The sequence below is a fragment of the Aeromonas sp. s1(2024) genome (genome assembly GCF_040908005.1).
In the GTDB taxonomy this organism is placed as follows: Bacteria; Pseudomonadota; Gammaproteobacteria; order Enterobacterales; family Aeromonadaceae; genus Aeromonas; species Aeromonas caviae.
The window spans coordinates 15516-37514 of record NZ_JBFOCW010000017.1 but is presented as its reverse complement, the minus strand read 5'-3'; the positions used below and the strand labels follow the sequence as shown (position 1 = coordinate 37514).

The 21999-nt window shown below is 62.1% G+C and carries 18 protein-coding genes and 1 pseudogene; 9 read left to right on the top strand and 10 right to left on the bottom strand.

The window, feature by feature from the left end:
• Positions 1-10: 10 nt before the first annotated feature.
• The 7 genes and pseudogenes from AB5Y70_RS04365 to AB5Y70_RS04335 all read left to right on the top strand — a co-directional run bounded on the left by AB5Y70_RS04365 (position 11) and on the right by AB5Y70_RS04335 (position 7338).
• Entirely contained in the window at positions 11-1207 is a 1197-nt protein-coding gene (locus AB5Y70_RS04365) for a hypothetical protein (protein ID WP_368175942.1), read from the top strand.
• 143 nt (positions 1208-1350) lie between these two features.
• Complete coding sequence (locus AB5Y70_RS04360) at positions 1351-1653, top strand: hypothetical protein (protein WP_235677344.1); 303 nt, start codon at positions 1351-1353, stop codon at positions 1651-1653.
• A gap of 28 nt (positions 1654-1681) precedes the next feature.
• A complete protein-coding gene (locus AB5Y70_RS04355) occupies positions 1682-2086 on the top strand; it encodes a hypothetical protein (protein ID WP_180907226.1) in 405 nt (134 codons plus the stop codon).
• Positions 2087-2127: 41 nt separating this feature from the next.
• Complete coding sequence (locus tag AB5Y70_RS04350; protein ID WP_368175941.1) at positions 2128-4077, top strand: hypothetical protein; 1950 nt, start codon at positions 2128-2130, stop codon at positions 4075-4077.
• A complete protein-coding gene (locus AB5Y70_RS04345) occupies positions 4074-4298 on the top strand; it encodes a hypothetical protein (protein ID WP_069652667.1) in 225 nt (74 codons plus the stop codon). Before AB5Y70_RS04350 ends, AB5Y70_RS04345 begins: the two co-directional genes overlap by 4 nt.
• A gap of 209 nt (positions 4299-4507) precedes the next feature.
• A complete protein-coding gene (gene fabV / locus AB5Y70_RS04340) occupies positions 4508-5701 on the top strand; it encodes an enoyl-ACP reductase FabV (protein ID WP_041212832.1) in 1194 nt (397 codons plus the stop codon).
• Positions 5702-5863: 162 nt separating this feature from the next.
• Positions 5864-7338 (top strand): annotated as a pseudogene (locus tag AB5Y70_RS04335) (YfcC family protein).
• 65 nt (positions 7339-7403) lie between these two features.
• Here AB5Y70_RS04335 and AB5Y70_RS04330 read toward each other — a convergent pair.
• The gene (locus AB5Y70_RS04330) at positions 7404-8618 is read right to left on the bottom strand and encodes a pyridoxal phosphate-dependent aminotransferase (RefSeq protein ID WP_005302243.1); all 1215 of its coding nucleotides are present in this window, start codon (positions 8616-8618) and stop codon (positions 7404-7406) included.
• A 356-nt stretch (positions 8619-8974) separates the two neighbouring features.
• Here AB5Y70_RS04330 and AB5Y70_RS04325 point away from each other — a divergent pair, with 356 nt between their 5' ends.
• Positions 8975-9184: a DUF1653 domain-containing protein gene (locus tag AB5Y70_RS04325; protein WP_010674028.1), complete on the top strand. Its 210-nt coding sequence runs from the start codon at positions 8975-8977 to the stop codon at positions 9182-9184.
• 59 nt (positions 9185-9243) lie between these two features.
• Here the strand turns inward: AB5Y70_RS04325 and AB5Y70_RS04320 are convergent, their stop codons facing one another.
• The 5 genes from AB5Y70_RS04320 to AB5Y70_RS04300 form a co-directional block, all read right to left on the bottom strand.
• Positions 9244-9501 (bottom strand): GrxA family glutaredoxin, encoded by a 258-nt coding sequence (locus AB5Y70_RS04320; protein ID WP_010674029.1) that lies wholly within the window; start codon positions 9499-9501, stop codon positions 9244-9246.
• Between the two features lie 217 nt (positions 9502-9718).
• Complete coding sequence (gene dacB, locus AB5Y70_RS04315; protein ID WP_043156376.1) at positions 9719-11152, bottom strand: D-alanyl-D-alanine carboxypeptidase/D-alanyl-D-alanine-endopeptidase; 1434 nt, start codon at positions 11150-11152, stop codon at positions 9719-9721.
• An 87-nt stretch (positions 11153-11239) separates the two neighbouring features.
• Positions 11240-13000, bottom strand: coding sequence for a DEAD/DEAH box helicase (locus AB5Y70_RS04310; protein ID WP_109422055.1), 1761 nt, complete (start codon positions 12998-13000; stop codon positions 11240-11242).
• Between the two features lie 120 nt (positions 13001-13120).
• A complete protein-coding gene (locus AB5Y70_RS04305) occupies positions 13121-14158 on the bottom strand; it encodes an HlyD family secretion protein (protein ID WP_039038992.1) in 1038 nt (345 codons plus the stop codon).
• A 10-nt stretch (positions 14159-14168) separates the two neighbouring features.
• Positions 14169-14501 (bottom strand): DUF3302 domain-containing protein, encoded by a 333-nt coding sequence (locus tag AB5Y70_RS04300; protein ID WP_104452765.1) that lies wholly within the window; start codon positions 14499-14501, stop codon positions 14169-14171.
• Positions 14502-14717: 216 nt separating this feature from the next.
• Here AB5Y70_RS04300 and AB5Y70_RS04295 point away from each other — a divergent pair, with 216 nt between their 5' ends.
• The gene (locus tag AB5Y70_RS04295; protein WP_368175940.1) at positions 14718-16361 is read left to right on the top strand and encodes a mechanosensitive ion channel family protein; all 1644 of its coding nucleotides are present in this window, start codon (positions 14718-14720) and stop codon (positions 16359-16361) included.
• 62 nt (positions 16362-16423) lie between these two features.
• Here AB5Y70_RS04295 and AB5Y70_RS04290 read toward each other — a convergent pair whose 3' ends face one another.
• The 4 genes from AB5Y70_RS04290 to AB5Y70_RS04275 form a co-directional block, all read right to left on the bottom strand.
• Positions 16424-17845 carry a carbon starvation protein A gene (locus AB5Y70_RS04290; protein ID WP_041212837.1) on the bottom strand — a complete coding sequence of 474 codons (1422 nt, stop codon included), beginning with the start codon at positions 17843-17845 and terminating at the stop codon, positions 16424-16426.
• 144 nt (positions 17846-17989) lie between these two features.
• On the bottom strand, positions 17990-18694 hold the full coding sequence (gene btsR / locus AB5Y70_RS04285) for a two-component system response regulator BtsR (RefSeq protein ID WP_010674324.1): 705 nt from the start codon (positions 18692-18694) through the stop codon (positions 17990-17992).
• On the bottom strand, positions 18691-20382 hold the full coding sequence (locus AB5Y70_RS04280) for a sensor histidine kinase (RefSeq protein WP_041212838.1): 1692 nt from the start codon (positions 20380-20382) through the stop codon (positions 18691-18693). Before AB5Y70_RS04280 ends, btsR begins: the two co-directional genes overlap by 4 nt.
• A gap of 352 nt (positions 20383-20734) precedes the next feature.
• Entirely contained in the window at positions 20735-21970 is a 1236-nt protein-coding gene (locus AB5Y70_RS04275; protein ID WP_043155725.1) for an HD-GYP domain-containing protein, read from the bottom strand.
• Between the last annotated feature and the right edge of the window lie 29 nt (positions 21971-21999).

The following is a 21999-nucleotide window of genomic DNA, read 5'->3' as shown; positions in this document are numbered from 1 at the left end:
GGAGAACACCATGGCTTTTCCGGTGAAATGGTATGCGAGTCAAATGCAGGGAGCGCCTAGCCTGGGGGACACCAGCGCCGGGGCCCTTTGTGCCTTGCTCAAGGCGTGTCTCATCACGGGGTTTGGCAATCTGACGGTCAGCAGCCTGGCATGGGATGCCGCCATGGGGTGCGCGGTGGCCACCATCGACAGCGGGCACAGCTATCTGCCTGAATCGGTGATCGCCATCAGCGGTGCTACCCCGGCCGCCTACAATGGCGAGCATCGGGTCAAGCAGGTGAATGCGACCAAGGTCTGGTTCGAGCTGGATGGGGGCAACCCGGGCAGTAATGCCACTGGGACCATCAGCATCAAGATCCCGGGGCTGGGCTGGACGCTGCTGGCAGAAAGCGCTGACGGCCAGACCATGATCATCCGCAGCCCGGAGTCGGTGGATCAATACCCGGTCTGCTACCACATTGACAACACCGCGTTCAGCGGCTGGACGAATGCGACCCTGAACTATTACTTCGCCAAGGTCAGCATGGTCGAGGATGTACAGGATCTGACTACCTACACCCAAATCAGCATGCAAGTATGGCCTGCGACCAAACGTTACTCTGATGGTCGCTGGGATTTTATCGGGGATAACCTGTTTTTTTATTTCATCCCTGCATTCACTGGGCGAAATGGCCGCGCTTGCCTCCCTGCCGGGTATATCAATTCGGTCAGACCGGGGGATCGCTATCACGCAGTGCTTGGGGGGATCCCGAATGCCATCGGTGCCACCAGTGGTCTCAGTTGGTCAGGACCAGGGAATTACTCCCCCAATAACACCCTTAATGACTTTCTCACTCATGGCGTAACGAGCCAGCGCACCTTGGCCAGGCCACATAGCCAGCTTTTTGGCGCCGTGAGCTGGCAAACCCTGGGTCTCTTCTCAAGGATGGGGAGTGGCTTTGCTGTGCCCAACCCCGCCGACAACGGCTTTTATCTGGCCAAGGAGCCCACCATGGTGTTGGAAAGCGGCAATACCCTGCGCGGTTCATTGCCGGGGCTCATCAACCCGTATGGCGACATTTCCGACTACGACAGCAAGACGTTCAGCTCGCTGCCGTTGCTGGGAGGGAAAGGGGTGCGCTTTATCCGTGCGAGTTATAACGCCAATATCAACGGCTCATTCATCGCCACCTTGGTGGGCTTTGATATTACCGGCCCCTGGAGGTAGCAATGGACCCGCTATATCCCTTTGCGGTCGTTGGTCATGGGCTGGTGTGGGGCAACCAAGAAACCCCGGCCGAGGCATCGCCTCCGCTAACAAGGTATCTGCAGCTCACATGCGGCCCCGTCCTGGGGGCTTACGATGGATTGATGATGGTGACACCAGATGGCCGTTCCCGCTTTATGGGCTACATCGAGAGCACCGTCACCATCGACGGGGAGGGAGTCCGGCGCCGGGTGCTCTGCTTCACCCAGTCGGGGGATCTGGTCGCCGAGACCATGAGCCGGGCCAGTGATGGCAAGTACCGGTTCGACAGCCTCTGGCTCAACCGCCGTTACATGCTGGTCGCCCAGGACGATCCCGCGTTCGGCCCCGCCGATTACAACGCGGTGGCGGCCGACTATCAGCTCCCCACCCCCTATGCCCCCGGTGAGGGGGTTGGCCTGGTCTGACCGGGCTGCACTACCTGCGGAGGTTGATATGCTCGTTTTCTCTGACACCCTGCGCACCAGTCGCGCCCAGCTGCTGGCGGCCGCCATCGACGAGGGCAGCGCCGGGACCGCGACCCTCAAGATCTACACCGGACCGAGACCCGCCCCGGCCGCCGCCATCACCGACCAGGTGCTATTGGTGGCGCTGCAGTTCCCCCACCCCTGCGCCCAGAGCGTGACGGGTGGGGTGCTGACCCTCAAACCCCTGGCCGAGCAGATGGCGACCGCCAGCGGGATCCATGCCTGGGGACGCATCGCCAACCGGGACGGGGGCTTTGTGGCGGATCTCGACGTGGGGCCACCGGAGAGCGGAGCCGACATCGAGATCCCCGCCACCGAGTTGTTTACCGGCGCCATGGTGCGCATCAACAGCGCCACCATCACAGAACCATAAGCACCGAACCCTAACCGCTCCCCCTGAGCCACGAGGTCAGCATGGCCAGAACCGACGCCCGGCTTGAACTGCGCAAGGCCCGCAAGCACAGCGCTGCCCTGGAGCTGAACCCGCTCCTGGTGGTGCGCTATGTCGCGGTATTGCAGGGCACCAGCCTGCCGCCCAGCCTGGCCTGCTCGCCGGGGCTGGTGCTGCCCGCCGTGCTGCTGGGGCAGAGTACCGCGCCGGTGTCTGGCGTCTCGGCCGGGCTGGTTCACCCCGGCCACCTGACCGCCGAACCGGCGGCGCCGGTGGCCACCGTCAGCGCCACCGTGGTCATCGAGGCCACCCTGGCCAGTACCCCCCAGGCGGCGCTGCACGACTTCGAGGCTGGCTATGACATCAACGTGTTCAGGGGCCCCAGCCACACCAGCGCGGGGGACTGGGACCGTGCCGCCCTGGTGACCACGGCGGTGGCCGACGACTGGCAACGGCCCGCCATGACACCCGCGACCTGTCAGGCTGACTGGCAGGAGGCCGGCCCGCTGATGGCGGTGGTGGTGGATCTCAGCGACCAGATGCCCCGCCACCATGAGCCGGTACGGGGGCTGTTTGACGAGGCCCTGCCGCTTGGCACGAGCCATGGCCAGGGGTTCGACAGCCTGCCGCCTGGTCATGTCGTCACCCGCTCGCTCTGGGTCGAGGGGGCCCCGGTCAGCCGCTGGCAGGTGAACGAGTATCACCACCCGCCGCGCCAGGACAAGGTGTGGCAGCCAGGCAGCTGGCAGCAGGGGGCCCCGCAAGGGTTCACCCTGGGCGGCCAGCAGTGGCAGTTGGGCCTGCCCCTGCTCAAGGGCTGGCTGGAGCGGTGGGAGGAGGCGATGCAGCCCCCCTGGGGGACCAGCCCGCCCCCCAAGCCGCCCATCAAGCCGGAGCGGCCGGACAAGCGCACCAAGGCGCTGGTATTTGGCCGACCCCGGGGGGATGCCTCCCTGGAGTTTGTCTGGTTCGGGCAGGCCCACATCGTTATTCCAACCCGGAGGGTTTACCTGGTGAGCAACGCAGCACAGATAGTGCGAGTCAGGGACGGGCTCGACATTCCCGCCACCTCGCTGAGCATCGAACTCGATACCGACTCCTGGGCCTGGCAGTTCACGTCCCAGATCCCGCGCATCGCGGCGGCCGAAATGACGGACGAGGAGGAGGTAAGCATCCATGTCAACGGCCAGCAGTGGGATTGCGTGTGCGATGGCTGGCAGTCGAGCCAGAGCTTTGGCCGCGAGTCGGCGACCCTGACAGGGCGCTCGCGCACAGCCTACCTGTCGCCAACCCACGTGTTACCCCTGGCAGTGAGTGAGAGCGGGGCTGCTACCATGGCCCAGCTCGCGGAGGCGCTGCTGCCGTTCGGCTGGAGCCTGGACTGGCAGGCGCCGGATTGGCTGGTACCTGGCGGCTTCTTTAGTCTGGAGAGCCAGACCCCCATCGAGGCGATCAAGTACCTGGCAGAGGCGGCGGGCGGGTTCGTGCTGCCGCACCAGCGCGATCGGCACCTGGTCATCAAGCCGCGCTATCCGACCGTACCCTGGCAGCTCGACGGGGCGCTGGCAGACGTGGCCATCCCCCGCGCCATCATCACGACGCTGGGCAGCGACTTCCAGCCGGGGCAGGTGGCGAACGGCATCTATGTCAGCGGTGGCCATCAGGGCATCAATGCCCGGGTGCTGCGCCAAGGCACGGCAGGGGATCGGCAGGCTCCGGCCATCACCCACCCGCTGGTGTGCGATGTGGTGGCAGCTCGCGCCCAAGGTGTGGTGGGGCTGGCCAAGACCATGCCGAGGCGCACCCAGACCATCGAACTGCCGCTCTCAAGCGACACCGGGCTCATCTTGCCCGGGGCGTTGCTGGCGGTCGATGGCTGGAAGGGCTTTAACCGAGGGGTCAGGGTCGCGGCTGGAATGCAGGGCCGAGCCATTACGGTTCGCCAGCAACTGAGTGTGGAGCGATTTGTATGAACCTGTTCAAGCAGTTCCAGGCACTGATACCCGGTGCCGACCCGTTGCTGGTCGGTACCGTCACCGCAACGACGGGCACCAGCACCACGCTGGAGACCCCAGGCGGGGGCGTGGTGATCGTGCGAGGGGGAGGGGTGGCCATCGGCCAGAAGGCGTTCTATCAGAGTGGTGCTATCATAGGGCCCGCCCCTGATTTACCCACCTATGAAATCGAGGTTTAAACCCCTGTTAAGCGTCTTTCAAACTTGGTGGCTTCTGATTCACCGAGTTTGATAAATGCGGCCGAGCTCTGTTTATCGTTTTACCCAGAAGTGTTTTTCATTTTTCGCGGCGGGCTACACCGCAGTTCAACACATCAGAGCACCATAACGGGCCGCAATGAGGTATCTTATGCCCCGATTTCATCCATCAAACGGATAAGAGACAACACATGATCATCAAACCCAAGGTTCGCGGCTTTATCTGCACCACCACCCACCCGGTTGGTTGTGAAGCCAATGTTCGTCGCCAGATCGCTTACACCCAAGCCAAGGGCGCCATCGAGAATGGCCCCAAGAAGGTGCTGGTGATCGGCGCTTCCACCGGCTATGGTCTGGCCTCCCGCATTGCCGCAGCCTTCGGCAGCGGAGCTGCCACCATCGGTGTCTTCTTCGAAAAGCCGAGCTCCGAGACCAAGACGGGCTCCGCCGGCTGGTACAACTCCGCCGCCTTCGACAAGGCCGCCAAAGAGGCCGGCCTCTACGCCAAGAGCATCAATGGCGATGCCTTCTCCCACGAGTGCCGTGCCAAGGTGATCGAGCTCATCAAGCAGGATCTGGGTCAAATCGATCTGGTGGTCTACTCCCTGGCCTCTCCGGTGCGCAAGCTGCCGGACACCGGCGAAGTGGTGCGCTCCGCCCTCAAACCCATCGGCGAGGTCTACACCTCCACCGCCATCGACACCAACAAGGATCAGATCATCACCGCCACCGTCGAGCCGGCGAATGAGGAAGAGATCCAGAGCACCATCACCGTCATGGGCGGCCAGGACTGGGAACTGTGGATGGCGGCTCTGCGCGATGCGGGTGTGCTGGCTGACGGTGCCAAGTCCGTGGCCTACTCCTACATCGGTACCGACCTGACCTGGCCAATCTACTGGCATGGTACCCTGGGCCGAGCCAAGGAAGATCTGGACCGTGCCGCCACCGCGATCCGTGGCGATCTGGCCGCCAAGGGGGGGACCGCCCACGTGGCCGTCCTCAAATCCGTTGTGACCCAGGCCTCCTCTGCCATTCCCGTGATGCCGCTCTACATCTCCATGGCCTTCAAGATCATGAAGGAGAAGGGCATCCACGAGGGTTGCATGGAGCAGGTGGACCGCATGATGCGCACCCGCCTGTACGGCGCCGACATGGCGCTGGACGAGCAGGCACGCATCCGCATGGATGACTGGGAACTGCGTGAAGACGTGCAGCAGACCTGCCGTGATCTCTGGCCCTCCATCACCACCGAGAACCTCAGTGAACTGACCGACTACACCGGCTACAAGCAGGAGTTCCTGCGCCTGTTCGGTTTCGGTCTGGACGAGGTGGACTACGATGCGGACGTGAATCCGGACGTGCAATTCGACGTGGTCGAGCTGTAAGTCGGTCACCAGCACAGACAGGGCCCTGCGGGGCCCTGTTTTTTTGCAGCAGACTCAACCTGTTGCCTCAGGTTTATTATCCGCGATCACCTTTTTCCCCGAACAAACCCGCTAGGCTTGCGCTGTCCGGATCACAGACGGCACCGCCGAGGTACGAAAGTCATGACCACATCCCATGAGGCGCCCAAGAAGCGCCAGCTCCCGACGGTTTATACCCTGCTTTTCATCATCATCGCCCTGATGGCGGCCCTCACCTGGGTGCTGCCGGCGGGCAAATACAACTATGTGACGGCCAAGACCCAGCAGCCGGTGGCGGCAGCGGCCGTGGCCGACTACAGCGGTGACGAGCGACTGCTGCCGGTACCCGGCAGTTACACCGAGCTCCCTTCCCAACCCCAGGGGGTATTCGATGTGCTCAAGGCGCCCATCCAGGGCTTTCACAAGGCGGCGGACGTAGCACTGTTCGTACTCATCATCGGCGGCTTTCTGGCGGTGACCATGCAGAGCGGTGCGCTGGATGCCGGGGTCGGGGCCATAGTGCGTACCTTCGCCGGGCGCGAGCGGCTGCTCATCCCGGTGCTGATCGCCCTGTTCGCCCTGGGTGGCTCCACCTTCGGCATGGCGGAGGAGACGGTGGCCTTCTGGGCACTCATCGTGCCGGTGATGATGGCGGCGGGCTTCGATCGCATTGTGGCGGCCGGGATCATCCTGCTCGGCTCCGGGGTCGGGGTGCTCGCCTCCACCGTCAATCCGTTTGCCACCGGCATCGCCTCCGGTTTCGCGGGTATCCCCATCGGTGAGGGGATAGGGCTACGGTCATCCAGTGGCTGCTGCTGGTGATCTTCGCCTCCTGGTTCGTGATGCGCTACGCCAGGCAGGTGCAGCAGGACAAGTCCCGCTCCGTGCTGGCTGATATCGTTTATGACGACGAGTTCTCCCAGATGAAGAGCGGCAACCTCGCCTTCAGCGGCAAGCAGAAGCTCACCATGCTGGTCTTCTTCGGCACCTTCCTGCTGATGATCTATGCGGTGGTGCCCTGGTCGGATCTGGGCATCGATCTGTTGCCCACCCTGGGCTGGTGGTTTGACGAGCTCTCCACCCTCTTCTTCAGCGCCTCCATCCTGATTGCCCTCATCAACCGGATGCCGGAGTCCAACTACGTGGCGACCTTCCTCAACGGGGCGCGGGATCTCATCGGGGTTGCCCTGGTGGTGGCGGTGGCGCACGGCATCTATGTGGTGATGGAGCACGGCGTCATCATCGACACCATACTGCACTGGGCCGAGGGACTGGTGAGCGGGCTGTCGTCGTCGGTCTTCATCCTGATGGCCTATCTGGTGCACATCATCCTGAGCTTCTTCATTCCCTCCACCTCGGGGCTTGCGACCGTCTCCATGCCGTTGATGGGGCCGCTGGCGGACTTCTCCGGCATCTCGCGGGATCTGGTGATCACCGCCTATCAGTCCGCCTCCGGCTGGATCAACCTGTTCGCCCCCACCGCCGCTCACCTGGTGGCGGGGCTGGCGCTCGCCAGGATCCCCTACGATCGCTTCGTGCGCTGGGTGCTGCCCTTCATCATCGGGGCGGCTCTCATCACCATGGTGGTACTGGTGGCCGGGGCTCTGCTGCACGGCTGATGGCGCGGATAGAAAACGACAGACAACAAAAAGGCTCCCGCGGGAGCCTTTTTCATGAGCCTTGCTTACTGCTTGTAGCCCTTGAGGAAGCGGGCGAGACGGCCGATAGCCTCTTCCAGCTCCTCTTCCCGGGGCAGGAACACCAGGCGGAAGTGATCCGGTGCAGGCCAGTTGAAGCCGGTACCTTGCACCAGCAGGAGCTTCTCCTGCTGCAGCAGATCGAACACCATCTTCTGGTCATCGCGGATGTCGTACACCTTGGGGTCGAGGCGCGGGAACATGTAGAGCGCCCCCTTGGGCTTGACGCAGGAGACACCGGGGATCTCATTCAAAAGCTCCCAGGCTTTGTCCCGCTGGCGACGCAGGCGGCCCCCCGGCAGGATCAGCTCGTTGATGCTCTGGTAGCCCCCAAGGGCGGTCTGGATGGCGTGCTGCATGGGCACGTTGGCACACAGCCGCATGGAGGCCAGCATCTCCAGCCCCTCGATGTAGCCCTTGGCGCGACCCTTGGGACCGGTGATGACCATCCAGCCCTGGCGGAAGCCACAGGCGCGGTAGGCCTTGGAGAGGCCGTTGAAGGTCACCACCATGACATCGTCGCACAGGGTGCAGACGCTGGTGTGGGAGATGTCGTCGTAGAGGATCTTGTCGTAAATTTCGTCGGCGAAAATGATGAGGTTGTGCTGGCGGGCGATCTCGATCACCTCCAGCAGGAACTCGCTGCCGTAGACGGCGCCGGTCGGGTTGTTGGGGTTGATCAGCACCAGGCCGCGGGTGCGCGGGGTGATGCGGGCGCGGATGTCGTCGAGATCCGGATACCAGTCAGCCCCTTCGTCGCAACGGTAGTGCACCGCATGGCCACCGGAGAGGGTGACGGCCGCGGTCCAGAGCGGGTAGTCGGGGGAGGGCACCAGCATCTCGTCGCCGTTGTTGAGCAGCGCCTGCATCGCCATCACGATGAGCTCGCTCGCACCATTGCCGATGTAGATGTCGTCGATGTCGACCTTGCGCATCCCTTTTTGCTGGTAGTACTGCATCACCGCCTTGCGGGCGGAGAAGAGCCCCTTGGAGTCGCAGTAGCCCTGGCTCTGGGGCATGTTGAGGATCACATCCTTGATGATCTCCTCCGGTGCTTCGAAGCCAAACGGGGCCGGATTGCCGATGTTGAGCTTGATGATGCGGTGACCTTCGTCTTCGAGACGGCGAGCTTCTTTGTGCACCGGGCCGCGGATGTCATAGCAGACATCGTCGAGCTTGTGCGACTTGTCGATAGTGAACATGGTGAGCGTGATTCCTTCCCCGTGGGGCGCGTTGGCAGAAAAGCTGTTTTTAGTATCAAATTTCTCTGCCCCTATTCTTCACAGAATTGAATGCTAGAACAATCTAATTTATGGAATAAATCCCTGATATTTACCCCTGAAACAGGGTTGTTGAAATGTTAAATTCAGCATGATCGTTTGCCTCTCTTTGGTAGATCAGTGAAAGATGAGGGGCAGATTCATAAAGCAACATGAGTGTATTGAAATATCTCCCCCATCTGGCACGATTGGCTGGGGTAAAAAAGGCCCCGACCCGTCGGTCTGCCAGGGGAGCACGCAGGCACAGGGGCTCATCTTCCCGCTCTCGAGGTTCACTCATGCAGGCACCCGCCACCGGTCGCTACCGCCATTTCAAGGGGGGCTATTACCAGGTTCTTGCCCTGGCCTTGCACACCGAAACCCAGGAGCAGCTGGTGATCTATCAATCCGAACAGGATGGTCAGGTCTATGCCCGCCCCGTCGCCATGTTCATGGAGTGGATTGAACATCAGGGACAGGTGGTGAGCCGCTTCACGCCGGTGGCCTGAGGCAGGCTTGGCGACATGAAAAAAGGCGCCAGAGGCGCCTTTTTTCATGGTGTCGGGGCTTACAGACCCAGATTGGCTCTGGCATAGGCCTCAAAATCGGTGCAGCCGCCGATGTGCTGCTCATCCAGGAAGATCTGCGGCACAGTGGTGACCGGCTTGCCCGCCTTGGCGGCGAGATCGTCCTTGGTCAGCCCGGCCACGTTGATATCCACGTAGCGGAACTCGAAGTCATCGCGCTCCTCGGTCAGTTGCTCGGCAATCTGCTTGGCACGCACGCAATAGGGGCAACCGGGACGACCAAAAATCTCTACAAACATCTTTTCTCTCCATTAAACAAGCCGTTGAAGAAGGCCATTGAGATGAGGCTGGGCACAGCATAGCCCCGCCGCCGTGCCAGTCAAAGCCGAAAATAGCGATGCGTCCGTTCGCCACCCCCGATTGCGCCCATTGCTGATGAAGGCTCCAGAGCCCCTGTCTCGCGCCAAGGTCGGGGAATGGGGGCCGCCTTGCTGGCAAGGCCACCTATATCGTTCATCACTGCTCGGCGATCTGGATGGGCTGCTGCTGGTAGATGCTCTCCAGCACGCCTTTTTCGAAGACGGTCCAGGGCCAGGGGGCCTTGCTGGCGCGATAGCGCTCGTGGGTGGCGGGGTCTTGCGACAGGCCGCGCTGGAACATCACGAAGGCCTTGCGCTGGCCACTTGCGGTGTCGATGAAGCCGGCGAGGTTCGAGGTGCCGGTGATGGTGCCCGTCTTGGCGTGCACCTTGTTCTTCATCATGGGGGCGGTGACGCTGCGGCGCCAGGCCAGGGTGCCGTCCACCTGGGAGCTTGGCAGCAGCTTGATGAAGTCGAGCTCGGCATCGTTCTTCTGGATGAAGTTAAGCACCGACAACATCTGGCGCGCGCTGATGAGATTGTGGGCGGAGAGGCCGGAGCCGTCGGCCAGGGTGGCGTTGCCAAGGTCAATGCCGTGCTTGGTCAGGATGGCGCGCACCGCCATGGTGCCGCTGCGATAGCTGCCCGGCTTGTTGTAGTAGTGACGCCCCACGGTTTTGAGGAAGGTATCGGCGTAGAGGTTGTCGGACTTTTTCAACATCTTGGCGAGCATCACCGGCAGGGAGACAGAGTAGTGGGTCGCCAGGGTCTGGGCACCGACAGGGGCCTGATGGGTGACCCGCAGCAGGCCGTCGTGGCTGATCCCGGCGCGGTTCATGGCCCAGCGGATGTTGTCCCAGCCCCAGGCCTCCACGTCATGGATGGCAAAGCGCAGCCCTTGTGGCTCCTTGTTCGGGGTGATGCAGCCCTTGAGCTCGTAGAAGTTGCCCTTGGCCATGTCTACTTCCAGAGCACAGAACTGACGCGCCATGTCGCCATAGCTCATCACCTCCACGTTGTCGGCGCCGATGCCGATGGGCACGCCGGTGGCCACGTTGCCCACCGCAGGCTTGCCAATCTGGGTGGCGGTGATGGTGCCGTAGGCGCAGTTCTTGTCGATGATGACCGAGGAGACGGGAGCGGCGAAACAGAGGGTCTGATCCCCCCAGGACCAGCCGTTGCCACGCTCATAGCCGTTGTAGGCACCGGTGTTGACATAGACGTTGCCCTGAATGCGGGTGACGCCCAACTGTTTGAACAGGGCAACCAGATCCATGCGCGACAGGGTCGGGTCGCCGACGAAGTTGATCCAGATGTCGCCGTTGATGGTAGTGCCCTGTTTGGCGCCGGGCTGGGCCTGGATGTCGGTGGCGAAGCGGAAGTCGGCACCGAGTTCGAGGCGGGCGGCGAGCGCGGTGAGCACCTTCATGGTGGAGGCGGGGGCTATCATGTCATCGGCGTGACGGGCAAATTCCACCCCGTTGTTACCCTGTACGATGACGGCGTACTGGCCCCCCTTGGGCGGGGTCAGCGGGGCGGCCTGGACCGCCAGAGAAAAGAGAGCACAAAAACCAATCAACAGCCGCTGCATAGGATCCTCTAACTGAACGAAAGGGCGGCATCAGAAACCGCCCCGATAATCAAACCGGGTGACTGCCGGGTATCGCCTGCCATGGGGTCAGGCCGGGGCGTTGGCAGTCCGGTAACGCCCCTCGTAATCGAATATTTTTTCCTTCACCTGCCAGAAGCGTCCCGACTTGCGGGCGATGACGAAATCCGGGTGACGGAACTGGTCTGCCGCGAGCATCACGCTCGCCAGGGTAGTGAATTCGGGCTCCAGGCCCGGGGCGGGCCAATGATGACGCACAAAGCGTTGTTGAAACAAGCGCTGTGCACCCCGGGAGTGAAAGGGGAAGTACTCCGTCAGGGTCAGGCCATCCTCGTCGTGGTAGGTCACCTCCAGCCGCTCCCCCTGCTTGCCGCGCCCAGGGCTCAGGATCAAACCGGCGCAGCGGATCACCATGCAGTCCTTGAGATTGAGGGCCTCCTTGAGCTTGTCGTCAGGGTCCACCAGCAGCTGGTCACAGCTTTGGCAGCGGCGGGCGGCGATGTCGTTTTCAGCACCGCAACCTGGGCAGATCTTGGCGCGAAAGCGGTAGTCGCACTCCTCGCGGTTGCCCTCGTCATCTTCAAACAGTCCCTGACAGCGGCGGCCGTAGTGTTCGACCACCTTGCCATCCTCGTCGGTCTTGCCCCAGAAAGTGTTGGCAAAGCCGCAGGCGGGGCAGGGCACCTGAACCGGCTCGGTGCCGGCGTGGGGCCTGGGTTCCCCCACTTCGGGGGCAAACAGGTTGAAGTTGTTGCCTGCGTAGTCGAGCACCAGGCAATCGCTCTTGCCGGGTGAGAGGCGCAGGCCCCGTCCCACAATCTGCTGATAGAGCGACACCGATTCGGTGGGGCGCAGCATCACGATGAGGTCGACGTGGGGGGCATCGAAGCCGGTGGTGAGCACTGCCACGTTGACCAGAAACTTGAGCTCGCGCGCCTTGAAGGCACTGATTAGAGCGTCGCGCTCCGGTCCCGGCGTCTCGCCGGTGACGAGGGCGGCCTGCTGGTCTCTGGCACCGAGCAGGTCATGAATTTCCCGGGCATGCTCGACGGTGGCGGCGAAGATCATCACCCCCTGCCGGTCGGCCGCATACTCCAGCACCTGGCTAAGGATATGGGGGGTGACCCGCTCCTGTCGCTTGATCTCGCCGTTGAGCTGCGCCTCGCTGAACAGGCCGTTTTCCCGCGGCACCAGCTTGCTGAAGTCGTAGTGGACGATGGGGGCGTCCACCAGGCGCGGCGGGGTCAGGTAGCCGTTTTTCACCATGAAGCGCAGGGGCAGTTCGAACACGCAGTCACCGAACAGCCGCTCGCCGTGGCTCTTGACCATGCCGTGGTAGTGGCGCCGGTAGATCCAGCCCAGCCCCAGCCGATAGGGGGTGGCGGTGAGCCCGAGGATCTTGAGGGCCGGATTGGCGGCCTTGAGATGCTCGATCACCTGATGGTATTGGCTGTCGTCATCGAGCGAGACCCGGTGGCACTCGTCGATGATGAGCAGCGAAAAAGCCCCGTCGAAGGCATCCAGATTGCGCGCCACCGACTGCACCGAGCCAAACACCACCTGGGCGCTCGCCTCCTTCCGATCCAGCCCGGCGGCGAAGATGTCGGCCCGGAGTCCCCAGGCCTCGTACTTGGCGTGGTTCTGTTCCACCAGCTCCTTGACGTGAGCTAGCACCAGCACCCGGCCACGGGCCTTGCGGGCCAGCTCGGCGATCACCAGGCTCTTGCCGGCCCCGGTGGGCAGCACCACCACGGCGGGATCCGGGTGTTTGCGAAAGTGGCTGATGACGGCGTTGACCGCGTCGGTTTGATAGGGTCTGAGAACGAACATGGGGAACGGTTGTGGCGCAAGGTGGCGCCATTATAGGGATCTTGCAGGGAAAATGCAGTGAGGGGGGCGTGCTGACAGGAAGCGGGCCGGCAAGATGCCGGCCCGTGCAGGTCAGGGACCTCAGTGGAAGGGGAACAGGTAGTTGAGCCAGCTACCCATGCGCATCAGGATCTTGCGCATGATGGCCACGTGGTGGAAGTGCTCGGTATAGATGGCGGCCTGACCGCTGGAGCCCGCGATCACCTGGTAGTTTGCCCACTCGGGATCGGTGATCTCGAGCACGATGGGCAGGCGACCCGGTACCTGAGCCGAAGTCTGATCGATAAGACCTGCCTGTGCCTGGATGTTGCCCGGTGCCATGGCCGGGATAACGGACTGCACCTTGGCCTTGAAGATGCGACCCGGGATGCCGTCGAGCACGACTTCGGCCTCGTCACCCGCCTTGAGCCGCTGCATGCTGTTCTGCCAGAACCAGCCGACATAGGCATTGGCATCTTCATGAATGAAGGTCATCACGGGGCGGAACATGAAGGGGGCGGCAATCATGCCCGGGCGCAATGCCAGTTGCACGACATGACCGTCACTCGGGGCGTAGACCACGGTCTGCTCCAGATCGTACTTGGCGATGTTGAGCTGGGCACTCAGGTCATTGAGGGTCGCTTTTTGCTGATCTATCTGGGCGACGATGTCATCCACGTTGGCCTGGGTGACGTCGAGGTCGCGCTGTTTGCCGATGCCCCGTCGCATCAGCTCCTGGGCGCGATCCCTGTCCAGGCTGGCGGAGCGCAGGCGGGCGTCCAGAGCCTTCAGAAAATCGGTGTTGGAGGCGAGGCGCGCCGTCAGGCTGGCGACCTTCTCCTGGAAGGGCTCAGCGTCGATGCGAAACAGCACATCCCCTTTCTTGACCGGTTGGTTGGGCTTGACCGGGACGTCGGTGACTCGTCCCTTGACCAGGGGCACGACCGGGGTGGAGACATAATAGTTGCGAGCCAGCTCGGAATAGGGGTGGTTGTAGTTCATCAGCATGATGAGTGTGCCGATGATGATGACGCCACCCAGCACGGCGGTCGGCACGGTCCACTTGTTGAGCGGGATCTTGAAGATCTTGAAAATACCTATGCAGAGGGCCGTATAGGTGAGAATAAGTAGCAGGTCCATGGGGCGTTACCTATTTGTCGGTCTGTTCGAGCGTGGCCATGCGAGCCTGCAGTGCGGCCAGCTCCTCTTTGAGTGCGCTGATCTCTGTTTCGTCATGTTGTAGGCGTTGCGAGAAGCCCCAGCCGCGATCGGGGCGATAAATCGTGGCCCAGATCCAGAGGAAGGGCCAGAGCACGTGCAGGGTGAACAGGCTGACCCAGCCTGCCACGTGAATGGCGTCCTGGTGGGGGTGATTACGGTGCTTGGCAATTTCATATGGAATATCGTGAATGACGATAATGCCATAGAACATGACCAAGACGACAAACACCAGGATCCCCAGGGCAATGTAGTCAAGTACCATCGATTTCTCCCGTCTGAGTCGCTAACAATGCTTCGATTGTCGAGTCGAGGCTTCGGCAATAATGACAGCATATGCCGTCGGTGCAAGTCTGCAATCGGAGAGTTGGTGTGGCGGTACAGGCATGGTTCATCGGTTGCTCATTTAACACACAAAATTGATTTGGTTAGATAAAATCAAGCAGCAATGGATGCCCGGGCAAGGTGAGAGGTGAACCTGATGAACGAATGGTGCAGTGGCAAAGGATGGCGGCTTGGCCTGTTGCTGATCTGCCTGTTGTGGTCCCGCCTCGGCTGGACCGCCGAACCCAGAATGGAGCCCAATGAGCAGGAGTTGGCACAGACCCTGGTCCTGCTTCATGAACCCATCGTCATGCTGACGGCTAAATATGGCAACCTGGATGGGGCGGCCAGGGTACGGCTGGCCCATGAGCGAGTTCAGCGGATGGAGCCAAGCGACCTCATGACGCCTGTGGCCGTGACGAAAGGCAGTCGACACGGCCAGGAGAGCCGGGAGTTTCTGGTCAATGGCAAGCGCATTCTGGTGCTGCTGGAAGGGGACCTTGATGAATTCGACGAGCTGACCCTGGATCAGGCGGCCGAACGTGTCCTGCATCGGCTCGACGGCGTGCGCATCAAGTATCTCGAGCTGCACTCGACCCCCTATTTGCTCAGAGCCGCCGGCTTGGCGGTGGTGGTCAGCCTGATCTTCTTCGGCCTCATCTGGCTGTTGCAGCGGGGGCATCGGCGAGTCAGAAAGTGGCTGGCCAACCGCCTGTTGCTGCAGAAGGGGCTGGTCCCCCACTCCTGGCGCCAGGTCACCGGGAATGTCGAGGTCCGCTTGCTCGGCCTCATCACGCTGCTGCTCATCTTCATGCTCACCTATGGCTGGCTGACCTATGTGCTCGGCCTGTTCCCCCAGACCCGGGCCTGGAGCTATCAGCTTGGGGAATCCCTGTTTGCCCTGTGTGGCGACATGCTGGAGGGCATGATTGCCGCCATGCCCGGTCTGGTAACCGTGCTGCTTATCGTGGTCATCACCCGTTTCTTCATCAAGATGCTGGCCATCCTCTTCGACCGCATCGAGCGTGGCCAGTTTCGGGTGCAGGGTTTGCACGCCGAGACCATAGGCGCCACCCGGCGACTGCTGTCAGTGGTGATCTGGCTGTTTGCCCTGACCGTGGCCTACCCCTATCTGCCGGGTGCGGATTCCGATGCCTTCAAGGGGATCAGCGTCTTCTTCGGTCTGATGGTGACACTGGGATCGGCCGGTATCATGAACCATGCCATGAGCGGCCTGGTGCTCATTTACTCCCGCGCACTGCGGCCAGGGGATCTGGTGCAGATCGGCGAGGTGGAGGGGATGGTGAGCGAGCTCAATGCCCTCTCGACCAAGCTGGTGACGCGCCAGGATCACGAGGTCACGCTGCCCAATGCAGTGGTGGTGGGGGGCAAGGTGGTGAACCTGACACGGCTGGCGGGCGAGAAGGGGGTGGCCCTGTTGACCAAGGTGACCATCGGTTATGACACCCCCTGGCGTCAGGTACATGCCATGCTGGAGCTGGCCGCGCGGCGCTGCACCCGGCTCAATCAGGATGAAGCTCCCCTGGTGCGGCAGTTGCATCTGCAGGATTGGTATGTGGAGTACGAGTTGCAGGTGAGGATGAAGGCAAGCGAACTCCCTGCGGTGGTCAAGACGGAGCTCCATGGCCATATTCAGGATGTCTTCAACGAGTTCGGGGTGCAGATCATGTCCCCCAACTTCATTGCCCAGCCGGAACAGGCTGTGCTGGTGGCCAGGGAGCAGTGGTATCAGGCGCCGGCCCGGGCGCCCGATTCCGCCGAGCCCCCCGCCAGAGAGTGACCACAAAAAGCAGAGGCCCGGCAGCAATGCCGGGCCTCTTGTCATGAAGAGAAGCTGATGCCTCAGCTCTCCTTGGCCTCTCTCAGTTGGGAGGGCCTGAATTTTACCAGGAAGGCGAGGGTGATGAGGGCGGTGCTCACCAGACCGATGATGGTGGAAACATTCATCTCGAGGCCGAAACCGATGGGGGCGTTGGCCAGGTAGGTGATGACCACTGCGGTCATGAAGATGGCGGGAATGGTGCATACCCAGTGCAGCTTGCCTTCCTTGATGAGGTAGGCGGCCGCAGCCCACAGCATGATGACGGCGGTGGTCTGGTTGGCCCAGCCGAAGTAGCGCCAGATCACCCCGAACTCTGCCTTGGAGATGATGAAGCCAAGGATGAACATGGGGATGGCGATGAGCAGACGCTTGGCCATGGGCTTCTGGGTCAGGTTCAGGAAGTCCGCCACGATGAGGCGGGCGCTGCGAAACGCGGTGTCACCGGAGGTGATGGGCAGGATCACCACGCCGAGGATCGCCAGGATGCCGCCCACGGTACCGAGCAGGCTGGTGGAGACTTCGTGCACCACGGCAGAGGGGCCGCCGCTGGCCAGGGTGGCGTTGAGTGCCTCGGTGCTGTCGTAGAAGGAGAGACCCAGGGTGCACCAGATGAGGGCGATGATCCCTTCCCCTATCATGGCGCCGTAGAAGATGAAGCGACCGGAGCTCTCGTTCTGCATGCAGCGCGCCATCAGCGGGGACTGGGTGGCGTGGAAACCGGAGACCGCACCACAGGCGATGGTGATGAACAGCAGCGGCCAGAGCGGCAGGTCCGTCGGGTGCAGGTTGGAGAAGTCCATCCCGGTGTTGTAGAAGCCCTTGCCGGAGACGATGAGGCCGATGATGAGGCCGACCGACATGAAGACCAGCAGCGCGCCGAAGATGGGGTAGAAGCGACCGATGATCTTGTCGATGGGGACGATGGTCGCGAGGATGTAGTAGGCGAAGATGGCCGCAATCCAGTAGACCAGATCGGTGGAGGTGAGGTTGGCGAGCAGGCCCGCCGGGCTCAGGACGAAGACCACGCCCACCAGCATCAGGAGCACCACGGCAAAGAGGTTCATGAAGTGCTTGGCGGCGGTGCCCAGGTGCTCACCGACCACGGTCGGCACCGAGGAGCCCCTGGCGCGCACCGACAGCATGCCGGAGAAATAGTCGTGGACCGCACCGGCGAAGATGCAGCCGAACACGATCCAGAGCATGGCGACCGGACCATAGAGGGCACCCAGGATGGGGCCGAAGATGGGGCCGACGCCGGCGATGTTGAGCAGTTGAACCAGGTAGACCTTCTTGTCCGACATGGGGACATAGTCCACCCCGTCCGCCATGGTGATGGCGGGGGTCTTCAACTCGGGTTTGGGCCCGAATATCCGTTCGATGAATTTGCCGTATATGAAGTAGCCGGCTATCAACAAGCCGACACAGAGGAAGAACCAGATCATTGCTACGCTCCTGCTTTGTTATTTTTTGGTGTGCGCAGCCAGTGTAGGTGGGGACTTCTGTTAACGGCAGGTGAAAGGGGGTGAGCGGCGACATGGCGACCCGAGTGGTTGCCCGCTGTGATCCGGCGCACATCGCGCCCCGCTTTATTCCAGTCCCAGCTCGTCTTTTAGCTCCTTGAGGTAGCGGCGGCTGACCGGTACCCGGGCCCCGCTCGGGGTCACGATCTCCGCCAGTTGATTCTCCAGCAAACGGATTTCGAAGATGGCGGCCGGGGCCACCAGATACTGGCGGTGACAGCGCAGCAGCGGGGTCTTCTCCTCGAGGGACTTGAGGGTGAGCTGGGTGTGAAACAGCTCGCCCTGGCAGGCGACATGGACGCCGCCGAGATCGGAGAAGGCGTACTCCACCTGGGAGGTTGGGAGCAGCCGCACCCGGTTGTGCAGGTATCCGGGGATATGGTGGATGGTCGGGGCCAGGGTCCCGACCGGTTGCGGGGTGATGTCCTGCCTGAGCCGCGCCAGGGTCTTGGCGAGGCGCGCCGGCTCCACCGGCTTGAGCAGGTAGTCGAAGGCGTTCTCCTCGAAGGCCTGGATGGCGTAGTCGTCGAACGCGGTGACAAAGACGATGCGGGGCAGGGGATCGAGCATGGCCACCAGCTCCATGCCGCTGAGCTTGGGCATCTGGATATCGAGAAACACCACATCCGGCTTGAGTTGCTGGATGAGGCCGAGCGCCTCGATGGCGTTGCCCGCCATGCCCAGGATCTCGATGTCGGGATCGCTGGCCAGCAGCTCTGCCAGCTCTTCGCGGGCATAGGGCTCGTCATCGACGATCAGGGTGCGGATCATGTCATCTCCTTGGCGGTGGTGCGGGGTTGTCGTGGGAGTGTCAGGGAGACCCGGGTCCATTGCTCCGGCTCCCACTGGACGTCAATGCCATAGCGCTCGCCAAAGGCGCTCTTGAGGCGCTTGTCCACCAGGCTCATCCCCAGACCATCCCCCTGGCCGGATGGCTGCCAGGCCCCGGCGTTGTCTTCGACGCAAAGGGTGATCGCCTCGGGGGTTTCCCTCGCGAAGAGGCGAAGTCGCCCCTCTCCCAGCAGGGAGCAGATGCCGTGCTTGATGGCATTCTCGATGAGGGGCTGCAGGGTGAAGCTCGGCAGTTGCACCTCGGCAAGGTGGGGCGGGATCTCGTTGATGACGGTGAGCCGCTCGCCAAAGCGGGCCTGCTCTATCTCCAGGTAGGAGAGGCAGTGCTCCTGCTCCTCACGCAGCGTGGTCAGGCCGCTCTGGCGCTTGAGGTTGTTGCGAAAGAAGCGGGAGAGGTGCAGCAGCAGCTCCCGTGCCCGTCCCGGATCGCGGCGGGTAATGGCGCTGATGGTGTTGAGGGTGTTGAACAGGAAGTGGGGGTTTATCTGTGCCTGTACCAGCTTGAGCTCGGATTGCACCAGCAGGCGCTGCTGCTGCTCCAGGCGGCCTGCCAGCAGCTGCTGGGACAACAGGTTGGCGATCCCTTCTCCCAGGGTGTGATTGATCTTGAGGAAGAGCCGCTTCTTGGGCTCATAGAGTTTGATGGTGCCGATCACCCCCTCGTCACCCTGCAGGGGGATCACCAGCACGGAGCCGAGCTGGCACTGGGGGGAGATGCTGCAACGATAGGGCTGGCTGTTGCCATCTGCGAACAGCACCTTGTTCTGGGCGATGGCTTGCAGGGTGATCGCCGAGGTGATGGGGGTGCCCGGCTTGTGGTGATCTTCCCCGGTGCCGATGAAGGCGAGGATTTTGTCGGTGTCCGTGATGGCGACGGCGCCGACGCCGGTCTCTTCCTGAACGATATGGGCTATCTTGCCGCTGGCCTCCGGAGTGAACCCCTGGCTCATGATGCCGACGGTACGGTTGGCGATGGTGAGCGCCTTGGCGGAGAAGACCCGGGAGAACTTTTCGTACATCCGCTGCTGGTCGCGGATCATGCTGATGAAGAGCGCCGCCCCGCAGGAGTTGGCGAGGATCATGGGGGTGGCGATGGTGCGCACCAGCAGCAGGGACTTGTCGAAGGGGGTGGCGACCAGCAGGATGATCACCATCTGCATGATCTCGGCCACGAAGGTGGTAAAGAAGGCGACCCTGGGTGCAAAGAGGTCATTGACCCTGCCTGCCCGCATCAGCCGCCAGTGCACCAGCCCCCCCAACAGCCCCTCGCAGGTGGTGGAGATGGCGCAGGCGAGATCGGTGAACCCCCCCAGAGTATAGCGGTGCAGGCCGCCGGTCAGCCCCACCAGGAATCCCACCAGGGGGCCGCCCAGCAGTCCCCCCAGTACGGCACCGACCGCCCGGGTGTTGGCGATGGCGTCATCGATGTCGAGGCCCACATAGGTTCCCAGGATGCAAAAGCAGGAGAAGATGACATAGATGAGCACCTTGTGGGGCAGCCTGACGGAGTAGTTGGCCAGGGGACGCAACAGGGGGCTTTTGGAAAAAAGGTAGGCGATGACCAGGCTGACGCTCATCTGCTGGAGCAGAGAGAGGACTAGTTGCATAAAAAAGCTTCCTCAAACACCACGCCGGAGCCGGGCGTTGTCATGACGCAGGGTGAGCCTGAGCCCGTCTTGATGCGGGCTGCGGGCTGAACGCTGCGGCAGTTTGCCAGAATGGAAAAATAAAACCATATAAAATCAGCACGTTAAATTGATATTTGTGTAATCGATGCCCGCTTGATATTGCTGATGCGAGCATGAAGGTATCCACCGGATACGCCACACGGAGGTGGCATGCTCCGCCCGGCCATCGGCTGGGCGTTTTTTATCCAGCTCCAATGGTGGACGATTTCGAGGGGACCTGAGCAATTATTCAGGTTTGTCCAATGAGTTATCCCCAGCTTCTGGGGATAACTCAGAAGGCGAAATAGTAACAGACCCGCCGACCCAGACCGAAAAAAGCGCGTTGTGCGTCGTCCAGCTCTTCCTGTCTGAGGGTGGCGACGATGCTTCGCGCATCTTCCCGCAGATCGATCATGGCCACTCCTTCCGGCCGCTGCCCCTTGAGGTAGGGCAGCACCTTGGGTCTGAGGGGCATGCTGGGCTCGGTGGAGAGCACCAGGGCCAGGGCATCGTCATCCAGGCGCACCAGGGAACCCGGTGGATAGACCCCCAGCACCTTTATCAGCAACCTGACCTGGGTTTGCTCGAACTTCTTCTGGGAGAGCTTGTAGAGCTGGCCGATCACCTGGCTGGGCCCCGGCGGGTTGAGGCCGCTGCGCGGGTGAAGCAGCTCGTCATAGTGATCCACCAGCCCGATGAGGCGGGCGAGGGGGGGGATCTTGTCGCCCTTGATCCCGAGGGGAAAACCGCTGCCATCGAGGCGTTCGTGATGCAGGTAGGCGACCTCACGGATCCTGGGTTCGAAAGCCTGCAACTGGTTGAGCATCACCAGTCCGTACTGGGGGTGCATGTTGAGGAAATTCTGCTCCGCCTTGCTGAGCTCCCCCCGCTTCTGGATGATCTGGCTCGGGATCCTGAGCTCGCCGATGTCGTGGATCAGGCCCGCCAGACCGGTCTCCTCGATCTCGACGGGATTCATGCCAAGCTCCCGTGCCACCAGCATGGCGATGAAGGCCACGCTCAGGCTGTGTTGCAGCAGGGTATCCGTGTTCTGGTTGCGGATGAGGTGCAGACCGAGCGGCCCCTGGTGTTCTGCCAGACGGGCGGCGGTGCTGCGCACTATCTGCGCAGTATTGGCCAGGCCTTCGTCCGGTTTGAGGTTGAGGGCGCCAAGGGCGTCGCGAAGATCTGACAGGGATTGACCGAACGCCTTGTCCGCGATGCGAAGGGAGCGCCTGAACGCCTTTTCGTCGAAGGTGGGGCCCTCAGAAGAGGGGGCGGTATCCCCGGTGTCGCTCATCTCAAGAGAGGGAACGGGTTCGGCCCGCAGCAGGGGCTCTACCGGCAGATCGCTCTTGTCGGGATCCACCATCAGCAGGGTCAGGTCGAGGTGGCGGATGATGTCGAGCTGCTGCTGGTCCTTGATTTTGAAGGCGTTGAACATGAAAGGGTGGCTCGTCCATCCCGTGGGAAGATGGATGTAGTGGCCGACTCTCAACTGCTCGATGGAGGCCTGTATCAGCGCCATGGACTAGCTCTTCTGTCGAATTTGCCTAT

Excerpts from the sequence above, each read along its gene's own strand:
- AB5Y70_RS04365 (WP_368175942.1), top strand. The coding sequence starts at position 11 with ATGGCTTTTCCGGTGAAATGGTATGCGAGTCAAATGCAGGGAGCGCCT.
- AB5Y70_RS04360 (WP_235677344.1), top strand. The coding sequence starts at position 1,351 with ATGATGGTGACACCAGATGGCCGTTCCCGCTTTATGGGCTACATCGAG.
- AB5Y70_RS04355 (WP_180907226.1), top strand. The coding sequence starts at position 1,682 with ATGCTCGTTTTCTCTGACACCCTGCGCACCAGTCGCGCCCAGCTGCTG.
- AB5Y70_RS04350 (WP_368175941.1), top strand. The coding sequence starts at position 2,128 with ATGGCCAGAACCGACGCCCGGCTTGAACTGCGCAAGGCCCGCAAGCAC.
- AB5Y70_RS04345 (WP_069652667.1), top strand. The coding sequence starts at position 4,074 with ATGAACCTGTTCAAGCAGTTCCAGGCACTGATACCCGGTGCCGACCCG.
- fabV (WP_041212832.1), top strand. The coding sequence starts at position 4,508 with ATGATCATCAAACCCAAGGTTCGCGGCTTTATCTGCACCACCACCCAC.
- AB5Y70_RS04330 (WP_005302243.1), bottom strand. The coding sequence starts at position 8,618 with ATGTTCACTATCGACAAGTCGCACAAGCTCGACGATGTCTGCTATGAC.
- AB5Y70_RS04325 (WP_010674028.1), top strand. The coding sequence starts at position 8,975 with ATGCAGGCACCCGCCACCGGTCGCTACCGCCATTTCAAGGGGGGCTAT.
- AB5Y70_RS04320 (WP_010674029.1), bottom strand. The coding sequence starts at position 9,501 with ATGTTTGTAGAGATTTTTGGTCGTCCCGGTTGCCCCTATTGCGTGCGT.
- dacB (WP_043156376.1), bottom strand. The coding sequence starts at position 11,152 with ATGCAGCGGCTGTTGATTGGTTTTTGTGCTCTCTTTTCTCTGGCGGTC.
- AB5Y70_RS04310 (WP_109422055.1), bottom strand. The coding sequence starts at position 13,000 with ATGTTCGTTCTCAGACCCTATCAAACCGACGCGGTCAACGCCGTCATC.
- AB5Y70_RS04305 (WP_039038992.1), bottom strand. The coding sequence starts at position 14,158 with ATGGACCTGCTACTTATTCTCACCTATACGGCCCTCTGCATAGGTATT.
- AB5Y70_RS04300 (WP_104452765.1), bottom strand. The coding sequence starts at position 14,501 with ATGGTACTTGACTACATTGCCCTGGGGATCCTGGTGTTTGTCGTCTTG.
- AB5Y70_RS04295 (WP_368175940.1), top strand. The coding sequence starts at position 14,718 with ATGAACGAATGGTGCAGTGGCAAAGGATGGCGGCTTGGCCTGTTGCTG.
- AB5Y70_RS04290 (WP_041212837.1), bottom strand. The coding sequence starts at position 17,845 with ATGATCTGGTTCTTCCTCTGTGTCGGCTTGTTGATAGCCGGCTACTTC.
- btsR (WP_010674324.1), bottom strand. The coding sequence starts at position 18,694 with ATGATCCGCACCCTGATCGTCGATGACGAGCCCTATGCCCGCGAAGAG.
- AB5Y70_RS04280 (WP_041212838.1), bottom strand. The coding sequence starts at position 20,382 with ATGCAACTAGTCCTCTCTCTGCTCCAGCAGATGAGCGTCAGCCTGGTC.
- AB5Y70_RS04275 (WP_043155725.1), bottom strand. The coding sequence starts at position 21,970 with ATGGCGCTGATACAGGCCTCCATCGAGCAGTTGAGAGTCGGCCACTAC.